Origin of the sequence: Streptomyces bobili, assembly GCF_002154575.1 — a bacterium.
Lineage (GTDB): Bacteria > Actinomycetota > Actinomycetes > Streptomycetales > Streptomycetaceae > Streptomyces > Streptomyces bobili.
This window is the reverse complement of the sequence record NZ_MUBA01000096.1, coordinates 1-8,712: the sequence shown is the minus strand read 5'-3', so window position 1 is coordinate 8,712 and position 8,712 is coordinate 1. Positions and strand designations below refer to the sequence as shown.

Below are 8,712 nucleotides of genomic sequence, written 5' to 3'. Positions count from 1 at the left end.
CCGGAAGTGGTCGACGAGGTGGAAGGTGTGCTCGTCGTAGACGTCGAGGTCGATGAGGACCTTGTAGATCAGGTGGAAGGCGGTTTTCTTGACGGCCTCCTCGAGGGTTTCGCCGGGTGCCATGTAGATGGGGATGACGATGGTGGAGATCTTGTTGTCGCCTGGGGTCTGGCGCAGTGCGCGTCCGATGGACTGGATGATGTCGATGCTGCTGGTCTTGGGGTGGGCGAAGAGCAGGGAGTCGATGGCGGGGATGTCGACGCCTTCGGCGCAGCAGCGGCAGTTGGTGAGGACGGCCCGGCGGGGCGGCTGCTGTGAGGCGGGGGTGTTGAGGGGCGCGGAGGCGAAGTCGGTGTAGTTCTTGTGGCGTTCGAAGGGGGTCTGCCTGGAGTTGACGGTGCCGACCTGCAGGGGGGCGTGGTAGGCCGGGGGCATGAGGGCCGCGGTCTCGTGGAGTGTTTCGGCGAAGACGTCCGCTGCGGCGATGCAGGGGTGGAAGGTCAGCGTGCGGCGCAGGTCGTAGCGGTGCTGCGCGACCAGCAGGGCGACTTGGGCGGCTGCGGCACGCAAGGCTTCGCCGGTCCAGGTGTGTGCGGGGAGCCGGTTCAGGAGGCCCCGCAGGTCTTCGTCTCTGATCACGACGCCGGCGATGCGGTAGTCGGCGAGGAGCCCCTCGTCGATCGCCTCTCTCAGGGAGATGCGGTAGACGACGGGCCCGTAGATGCTCACGTCGTCCATGGAGGCGATGACGGTGTCGGCGTTGATGCCCTTTTCGCGGGCTTTCTTTTCGTCGAAGACGCGGGGCGTCGCGGTCATGTAGAGGCGGTGGCGGGCGGGCAGTTGGTCGTCGTGGTGGATGCGGGCCCAGGGTTTGTTGTAGTCACCGGCGGTGCGGTGGGCTTCGTCGGCGATCACGACGTCCCAGCGGGGCAGGTGGAAGTCGCGGTGGGCTTCGACGACCTTGTCCAGGGAGTCGTAGGTGCAGAACACGTTGAGCGGTCCTGGGGTCTCGGCTGCCTGCCAGGCCAGGTCGTCGGCGGTGCCCACCATGGTGAGGATGCCGGCCAGGTCCGGGTCTGCGGGGTGGCTTGAGGAGCAGACGCCGAGGTAGCGGCCGGGACGTCCTTCGCTGTGCCATTTCGCGGCGGTCTGCTCAAGGAGCCGCAGGGAGGGGACTGCCACCAGGGAGGCGCCTTCGGGTGCGGTTTCCTGGACGATGTGCAGGGCTACCAGGGTCTTTCCGGTGCCGGTGGCCATGTAGACGCCGACGCGGCGGTAGCCCTCGATGAAGCTGCTGGCGGAGGTGTCGACGGCGATTTGCTGGCCTCCGCGCAGGCGGGTCTTCAGACGCGAGGCGGTCGCGGGGGCGGGGGCGGTCGTGTCCGGGCGGATGCGCGTCGTCGTGGCCATGGTCCTCCCCCGGTGACGGTGTGCACGTGCACCTGGTTCACAGGGTGAGATGGGTGTGCTGGGCGATGACTGGGCGTTTGCCGGGGTTCACCCGAACGAGTGCTGGTGCTCTTGACCAGCCTCCGGCGGGCCGGTCACGGTGGCCGTGGTGGCGGCTTCGGCGGAAGGGCAGCGGTGCTGGACGATCCCGGTCTGTACGGGCCTCGCTGGCCGCTGCCGCTGCGTGTGCGGCCGGTGCCGGGTGAGTCGACGGGGTCGTTCGTGAACCGGCTCGCGCACGCCAACGGCCTGAGCCTGGCTGCTTTCCTCGACCGCGTCGGGCAGGGCGAGGCATCCGCGTACCCCGAGCGGGTGGAGAAGTACCCGCAGTCCACCGAGATGTACGTGAACGAGGCGGGGCTGCGCTATCTGGCTGTCCTTGCTGACCGGGCAGCTGGTCTTCTGCAGCAGGATCTGCCCAGCCTCGCCGCGGAACACCTGCTGCCCGGCCTGGAGGCGGCGCAGTGGAGGTGGCGCTGGGAGCCTGTGGCGGGGCACCTCGTGCGGTACTGCCCGTTGTGCGCTGATGCCCTGGGCGTCGGTGAGACGGTGTGGCTGATGTCGCCGGACAGCTGGCAGGTCTGTCTGCGGCACGGTTACTGGTCGGACGACTCCCGCGGCCGCGGTCCGGACTTCGTGCAGCTGGCCGAACTGCCCGAGACGGTGACGGCGCACCAGGTGCGGCAGCAGCTGGCCGAGCGGTGGGGGCCGGCCGGCGAGGAGTTGTTCGCCGATGCCTTCCAGGTGGCGGTGTACTGGTGGACGCGGATGCCGGACACCGTGTGCTGGGTGCGCCGGGCCTGGACCGCTGGGCTGGACGCGCGGGAGATGCGGGCGGCCCCGCTGGTGATCTACCCGGAAGCCGCGGAACTCGCGGGCGCCATGCTGGACTTCGAATGCGCGGGGCGGCGGGATACGGCGGACCGGTCCCGATGGCTTGCGGGCGTGGAGCAGTTGATGGCCAGGTGGGGGGTGGACGTGGCTGAAGGGCGTCAGGCCCTGCTGGTGTGGCTGGGGCGCCACCGTAGGGGGGTGCCCGGCGCGTCCCGTCCGGCGGACGGGTGTCGCCTGATGCTGGCGTCGGGGCACGAGCGGATCGCGTCCCGGACCGGATCGGTGGGCCAACGCTCGTGCCTGCCTTGGCAGTTGGGCATGACGGCTGCCGAAATGTAGGCGTCATAACAGTGGAGGGCTCACAACCGTACGGTTGTGAGCCCTCCACCTTGCAGTAGCGGGGACAGGATTTGAACCTGCGACCTCTGGGTTATGAGCCCAGCGAGCTACCGAGCTGCTCCACCCCGCGTCGGTGAACACCACCGTACGTCATGGCGGCGGGCGCTGGAGACCATTATGGGCCGGGGTCGTGTGTTCCGGATCTTTCTGGCCCTCGAGGTCGGCCTGACCTGACCGTAGGTGCGGCGTCCGGCGCGCTGGCCCCGCTCATCGTCCGGGTCTCGTAACCCTTCCCGGTCCGGAGCCTGTTGGTCCGGCAGTGGGATACTGGCTCGCCATGACACTGGCTCACGCCGCCACCAGCCGGCCCGTCGTGGATGTAGACAGCCCCGCCACTTGGCCCGGGCCGCTGGCAGATCTCATCTACAAGATCGCTGACGAAGCCGAACTGGACGAGCCGGAGCTGTACGTCGACTTGGAGTTGGAGGACAGGGAGGCGCAGATCCTCGACCTGCTCCGCGGCCACCTTCTGCGGGCGCAGCACTGCACCAGGCTGCTCGACCACGAGGCCGATGCGATTCGTGCCCATGGCCTGCGCCCCCTGGATGCCGCTCTCGTTGATGACCGCCTGAACCAGGCCCATGAGCGGGGCTATCTGACCGCCGCTGAGCGGGAGGTACTGCGCTCCCAGAGCATGGTCGCCCCGGGGAGGCCGAGGATGGGCATTCGAGAGGGTCAGGTCTGCCTGACCCTCTCGGCCGAGGCCACCGCCCACGACATCGACGGGGCGTGGCGGCTGCTGTCCTTCTGGGGCGGCGAGGCGATCTACTGGCAGCACTGCGACGACCCTGCCGGTGTTGCTCAGAGACTGCGTTGCCTGGGCCGGCCCGCGCTGGTCACCGCCTACGTGGACCTGGCCAGTCCCGGCAGGCACCTCGTCTTCAAATCGGTGGTGCACACCTTCGTCGGCAAGGCCATCGGCTACGCCCCCGCCAACGCCGACGTCCTCTACCGCAACGCGATCCCGCCGCAGCACGTCGAGTCCATCGCCTTCCCCGGCGATCCCGCCTACGACCGGCTTCCGGGCCTGCCCACCGCGTGATCGACCGCTCCGATCGCCCCGGTGGAACGTCCGGCGTCCGTCCCCTGGGCCGAGAGGGGCGGCTTCTACGCGGCGAAGCCGATGTTTTTGACGTACTCGTACTGGCCCCACTGGGAGCCCAGATCGGGCAGGACATCGGCGGTCCAGGCGTCGTCCAGGCCTTGGTGGTCGCCGGCCGCCCAGGATCCGACGATCTTGTCCCAGCGGCGCACGTTCATCGTCCGGTGTGCCACCACCCGCTGGAGCTGGCGCGCCACGCCGGACTGGTCGAGGGGGTGGATCTCCACGCGAGTGCCACGGCCCTCGCGGTTGAGGCGAGCGGTGAGGTGGCGGGCGACGTTGCGGCGCCGCACCGCCCTGTAGGCGGCGTCGATGCGTTCCAGGTTGGCCTTCGAGGGACGGCGGGTGCCCTGCATCCAGGCCTTCAGCGTCCGGTCGCTCACTGTCAGTCCGGCGTCCTTGGCTGCCTGCCAGGCCCTGTCCGACGTCGTCAGGTAGTGCAGGCGTGCCATCAGGCCGCGCCTGGCGGTCACCGGGGTGGCGATGTGAGCGGCGAGCTGGTCGAGCTGGCGGGCGACGGCTTCGCTGCCCTTGATCCCGCTCGCGCCGAACTTCCCGAAGTCGATGTTCTTCTCCGGCATTTACTGCTCCTGCCCCGTGCCGGCGTCGGTCCCGGCGGTGTACGTGTCCTTGACCTTGACCTCGGTAACCGAGCGGCCTTCGGGGAAGACACGGCGCCAGTCCCCGATGACGTGGAGTTCGTCGGTTCCCATCGCCCGTACGACCGTCAGTGACGCGTCGTGGGCCTTGAGCGCCTTCATCCAGAGGTTGGCGAACGCCTGGGAGCGGATGATGTGCATCCAGTCCGGGCGGTAGAGCTCCCGGTTGTAGTTCGACTCCCCCATCGTGGACACGAACTTGGAGTACATCGCCTTCACGTACTCCAGCGTCAGCCCGTCGCCGTCAGCGATCGCGGTGTCGCGGGCGTCCTTGAGGGCGATCCGGAATTTCTCCAGGAGGTTCTCGGTGGCTCCCGAGGTGTACGACTCGTGGATCTGGGGCGGCTCGCACAGGCCGTGCTTCGGGCCGGACAGGCGCAGCAGCAGGCGCAGGGTCGGTTCGGTGACCCACAGGGGGCCTGGCTCGTCGCGCTGGCCGATCGGGTTGGGCAGCACCGCGTCGTGCTCCCAGGCGGGCGGGGTGATCAGGTGGACTCCGGCGCGGCGCCGGTCGTGCGCGAAACCCGTGGAATGTTCCAGCTGGCCGAGCGGGAGGTGGGTCTTGAGAGCGCTCAAATAGGCGCCGTTGATGTCGAGCGCGGTGACCTCGTACTTCCCGGGCGGCAGTTCGGGCCGCGTCCACTTCGGGCGGGCCTCCCAGATCTGGTCAGCGCCCTTGGCGGTCTGCTTCTTGAGGATGTCGGGGATCCAGGGGTGGGCGATCACGTCGTAGCGGGCGCCCTTGCGGGTCTCGTCCAGCAGACGCATCGCGTCCGGGATGGCCCGCTTCAGCAACGCGGCGCTCGCGGCTTCGACATCGCCCTGGTGCTCGGCGAGTGCGGAGTGCACCGCTTCGTGGATCGAGTCGGCGGGTCCGGACGGTTCCTGGAACGCCCGCCCGCGCGGGGCTGCGCCTTTCCGGCCGGCCGGACGGGGCGAGCGTGCTGTACGCGGCTCTTGGACCTGGACGGATGGCGCGGTGGGCGAGGGCTTCAGGGTGTCGGCGGGGGTTGCCTGGCAGTCGGAGGAATCCAGGTGCTGAGCGAACCCCGCCACGCGTTGCCTGGCGGGACGGCCGCAGAGCACACACGGCTCGGGCAGGGCGAGCAGTTCCTCCTCGTCCTGGCCGGCTTCCGGCGAAGACGTCGAGGTGACGGCCGCCGCAGTGGCGTCTGACGCGATGGGCTGCTCCTCGGCCAGCTCCGCCGTGTTCTCAGTCTCGGTGGCGAGCTTGGCGTTCAGTCCGTCCAGTAGATATGCGTACTTGACCCGGACCTCGCCGGCCGGGTCCCGGCCGCTCTCCCACCCGCTGAGAGTGGACGGGCTCACGCCGAGCGCGCGTGCCACCTGCGCCTTGGACAGCCGGGCCCGCTCCCGCAGCTCGCGGCGCACCTGGCAGGGCGGGAGTTCAGCCTCCGGGCCGACGGCGTCAAGCAGCGAGTCGATCGCGTCAAAGTCGCTCACCGGCTCGTCCCCTTCACTCCGGTCCGCACGGAACGGCGCCTGTCGGTGGGCAGTGCCTCGCACGCTCTGGTCGGACCCGCCAGCAGGTCCAGCGCGCCGATGCCGTAGTGCTCGGCCAGGACATCGACGTCACGCAGGCTCCACGAAACGGCACCCGACTGTCGGCGCGACACCTGCGTCTGCGTCAGTCCCAGCACCCCCGCAACCGACCGCTGCGAGTCACCCGTCACCTGCATCAACGCGGCCACCGTCAGCCGCAACGACTCCTCCAAGGTCAATCCCATGCCGCCATCCTACTACATCTATGCAACTCTCGCATCTATATCGGCTTTTTGCTATTGGCGATGCAGGAAAGCTTTCATCGTTCACAGGAGCTGAAGGCTCTCGGACAAGTGGGCGTCAGCGGTCAGGGCCGCCTGATCACGCAGAATCCGTCGGGCCGCGCGCCGGGCTTCCCATTTCGCCTGGCGCGCCTCTTCCACCGCACGATCGGACAGGCACCGGGGGCACACGAGGTCTACGACACGGCGGCGCAGGGCCCGGCGCAGCCGAAGCCCGGGCGGTGGCGGCCACCCGCGGGAGTGACGGCGGGAGGGGAACAGAGCCAGGCCGGGGCGTTCAGCGGCTGTCGGGGTGCGGCCGTAGCGCTTTTCGAAGCGGTGGAGTCTCTTGGTGCGGCGGGCATCGAGGCACTGGTAGACGGGCTCGGGGATGCGGATGCCCTCGTTGCAGTTGCCGACCTTGGTCTGGTCGTGCCACAGCATGGCCAGGCCGCGGTAGCGGCCGATGCAGTCCAGGCGCAGTTGGACGACCTCGCTGCAGCGACGCCCGGTGGCGACGATGGTCTCCCAGATGTCCCGCAGGCCCCGGTCGCTGAGGTCGAGTTCCTCCAGGCGGCGCAGGTTGGTCTCCTCGGTCAGCGCGCGGGCGACGTCGTCGCTGAAGGGGTTGCGGGAGCGCTGTTTGATGCCGGTGCCGCCGAAGGGGATGGCGGTCAGGAAGCCGGTGTCGATGCCGAGGCGTTCGGCGTGACCGGCGGGGATGCGCTGTAGAGCAGCTTGCGTCCCCCGTTGAAGACGAATTGGCAGCTCGGGCCGGTGACGATGGGGGATCGTCCGTCGACCAGGACCATGCCCAGGGACGGCAGGCCGTGGCGGGCGCGGTGGCGCTGGTCGGCGACGAACAACTCGGCGTGCTCACGGCGCAGCACGGAGGGGTCGTGGCCGGCGTCGGGAGCATCGGCCTGGAGGAAGACGCCCAGTTCGACGGCGGCACGGCGCATCTGCTCGAAGGGGCCTCTGGTACGGGGGCACTGCGGGGACCGGAGCCACTCGGCGAGATGGTCCCAGAGCAGGTCGCGCAGCCACCTCTGCGGTACGGCGGTGATGTCGAAGTTACTCTGGGCGTTCTTGAAGCGCCGTCCGAAGTGATCGGTCTCCAGGAAGCCGGCGTCCTTGGTGTCCCAGGGGCTGTAGTAGACGCAGCGCAGGCCGTTGACGACTTCCCAGATGATCTTGCGGACCTCGGAGTCCATCTGCTTACGTGTCAGGCCTGCATAGCCTTCGTCGTGCAGGTCCATCAGGGACGTGATGCTGCCCCGCCAGCAGTATCTGACGAGATTCCTGATGCCGTTGGTGGTCCACTCGGAGTGCTGCGGACTGGGCATGGGCATGCAGGCCCCACTGGATCTCGGCCCTCAGCAGCGGGGACAGGCCATGAAGGTTGACCAGCCCTGACTGCGTGACCGGCTCCGCAGTGGCGCACCAGGCGCGGAATGCCTTCTCGTCGCCGTAGGTCACCGGGAGTGGCCGGCCGTCCTTGAGGGGGCCGCGTGAGTTCTGCGACCGGGCTCCTCCCGGACGGTTGTCGATCTTGTACCGGTTCAGGTGCTGCAGGCACAGCCCCAGTGAGGTGCAGGCCAGGAAGGGACACCGTGCCGTGCACAGGCCGTAGCCGGGAAGCGGGTGCTGTGTACCGGCCCAGGATTCGAACCGAGTGCGGTCCATGTCGGCGGCCTCGCCGTACTGCCACCTGGTCTGGTGCTGCTGGCACAGCCGGGTGGCGGGACTGATCACCGGGCGGTCGGGGCAGATCAGGCACCGGCCGTAGTCCACTCCCCGCGCGGCCGGCAGGGCGGTGGCCGCGTCCATGAAGGCGCGCTTGGTCTGCCCCGTCCACTCGGCCTCCTCCCACTCCGGGTTGTGCGTGTTGCACAGGTTGTGGCTGACCCGGCGGATGCGCAGGCAGCCGTCAACGGAGCACTGCCAGGCGTAGACCGGGTGCTGAGGCGGGATGAAGATCAGCGGGTCGCGGAAGAGCGGGTCGAACGCGGGGGCCCGATGATGGCCGTGAGCAGTTCGAGCCGGTCGCGGCCGACGCGGGTGGTGTCGGTGCGGCCGGGCAGCAGCGTCAGCGGGATCACGGCCGTGTCCCCCACACCTGCTCCAGAGCCGCGGTGAAGACCGGGTCGTGGACGTCCACATGGCCGTAGACCTGCTCGACGGCCGCGGCCGAGGCCCAGCCGCCGGCCTCCCGCGCGATCACCGCATTGCCCCGTGCCGCGTCCAGCACCGCGGTGGCGAAGCTGTGCCGGAGGCGTGCGGCACCACCCGGCCGATCTCCACACGGGCCGCGGCCCGGCGCAGCATGCCCCGGGCCGCGGCGGTGGTCCACGGCTGGCCTCGGGAGGGACCGTGCAGGCTGATCAGGAGCATGCCGTGAACGGACTGGGCGGGATACTGGGTGGTGATGTACTCGAAGTAGGTGTGGATCATCGCCGGGCTCGCCCGGCGATGATCCACACCT

At 69.2% G+C, this 8,712-nt stretch carries 10 protein-coding genes, 1 tRNA gene and 1 pseudogene; 3 read left to right on the top strand and 9 right to left on the bottom strand.

The annotated features are described in order from the left end of the window. Positions 1 to 1,410: DEAD/DEAH box helicase family protein (locus BZL64_RS08920; RefSeq protein ID WP_143663060.1), on the bottom strand; the 1,410-nt coding region annotated here is incomplete at its 3' end. A 105-nt stretch (positions 1,411 to 1,515) separates the two neighbouring features. Between BZL64_RS08920 and BZL64_RS08915 the strand changes: the two genes are divergently transcribed. Next, on the top strand, positions 1,516 to 2,622 hold the full coding sequence (locus BZL64_RS08915; protein ID WP_244205266.1) for a TniQ family protein: 1,107 nt from the start codon (positions 1,516 to 1,518) through the stop codon (positions 2,620 to 2,622). A 56-nt stretch (positions 2,623 to 2,678) separates the two neighbouring features. Here BZL64_RS08915 and BZL64_RS08910 read toward each other — a convergent pair. Beyond that, positions 2,679 to 2,752: transfer RNA gene (locus tag BZL64_RS08910), tRNA-Met, on the bottom strand. A gap of 207 nt (positions 2,753 to 2,959) precedes the next feature. Here BZL64_RS08910 and BZL64_RS08905 point away from each other — a divergent pair. After that, on the top strand, positions 2,960 to 3,724 hold the full coding sequence (locus tag BZL64_RS08905; RefSeq protein WP_244205265.1) for a hypothetical protein: 765 nt from the start codon (positions 2,960 to 2,962) through the stop codon (positions 3,722 to 3,724). Positions 3,725 to 3,789: 65 nt separating this feature from the next. Here BZL64_RS08905 and BZL64_RS08900 read toward each other — a convergent pair whose 3' ends face one another. From BZL64_RS08900 to BZL64_RS08890, 3 genes are read right to left on the bottom strand one after another with little or no spacing between them, the layout of a single operon-like run. After that, on the bottom strand, positions 3,790 to 4,365 hold the full coding sequence (locus BZL64_RS08900; RefSeq protein ID WP_086767823.1) for a transcriptional regulator: 576 nt from the start codon (positions 4,363 to 4,365) through the stop codon (positions 3,790 to 3,792). Further along, on the bottom strand, positions 4,366 to 5,907 hold the full coding sequence (locus tag BZL64_RS08895) for a helix-turn-helix domain-containing protein (protein ID WP_086767821.1): 1,542 nt from the start codon (positions 5,905 to 5,907) through the stop codon (positions 4,366 to 4,368). Then, positions 5,904 to 6,191 (bottom strand): helix-turn-helix domain-containing protein, encoded by a 288-nt coding sequence (locus tag BZL64_RS08890; protein WP_086767819.1) that lies wholly within the window; start codon positions 6,189 to 6,191, stop codon positions 5,904 to 5,906. The genes BZL64_RS08895 and BZL64_RS08890 overlap by 4 nt, the downstream gene beginning before the upstream one ends. Positions 6,192 to 6,251: 60 nt before the next feature. On the opposite strand from BZL64_RS08890, the gene BZL64_RS40540 reads away from it, so the two are divergent. Beyond that, positions 6,252 to 6,959 (top strand): hypothetical protein, encoded by a 708-nt coding sequence (locus tag BZL64_RS40540; protein WP_208639395.1) that lies wholly within the window; start codon positions 6,252 to 6,254, stop codon positions 6,957 to 6,959. Here the strand turns inward: BZL64_RS40540 and BZL64_RS08880 are convergent. The 4 genes and pseudogenes from BZL64_RS08880 to BZL64_RS08875 form a co-directional block, all read right to left on the bottom strand. Continuing rightward, positions 6,902 to 7,579: a hypothetical protein gene (locus tag BZL64_RS08880; protein ID WP_143663056.1), complete on the bottom strand. Its 678-nt coding sequence runs from the start codon at positions 7,577 to 7,579 to the stop codon at positions 6,902 to 6,904. The genes BZL64_RS40540 and BZL64_RS08880 overlap by 58 nt on opposite strands. Positions 7,580 to 8,206: 627 nt before the next feature. Continuing rightward, positions 8,207 to 8,344 (bottom strand): hypothetical protein, encoded by a 138-nt coding sequence (locus BZL64_RS39785; RefSeq protein WP_158101515.1) that lies wholly within the window; start codon positions 8,342 to 8,344, stop codon positions 8,207 to 8,209. Continuing rightward, complete coding sequence (locus tag BZL64_RS41920; RefSeq protein ID WP_279634595.1) at positions 8,326 to 8,451, bottom strand: hypothetical protein; 126 nt, start codon at positions 8,449 to 8,451, stop codon at positions 8,326 to 8,328. Before BZL64_RS41920 ends, BZL64_RS39785 begins: the two co-directional genes overlap by 19 nt. Next, a pseudogene (locus BZL64_RS08875) lies at positions 8,448 to 8,712 on the bottom strand (hypothetical protein); the annotation flags it as partial. The pseudogene BZL64_RS08875 and the gene BZL64_RS41920, both read right to left, overlap by 4 nt.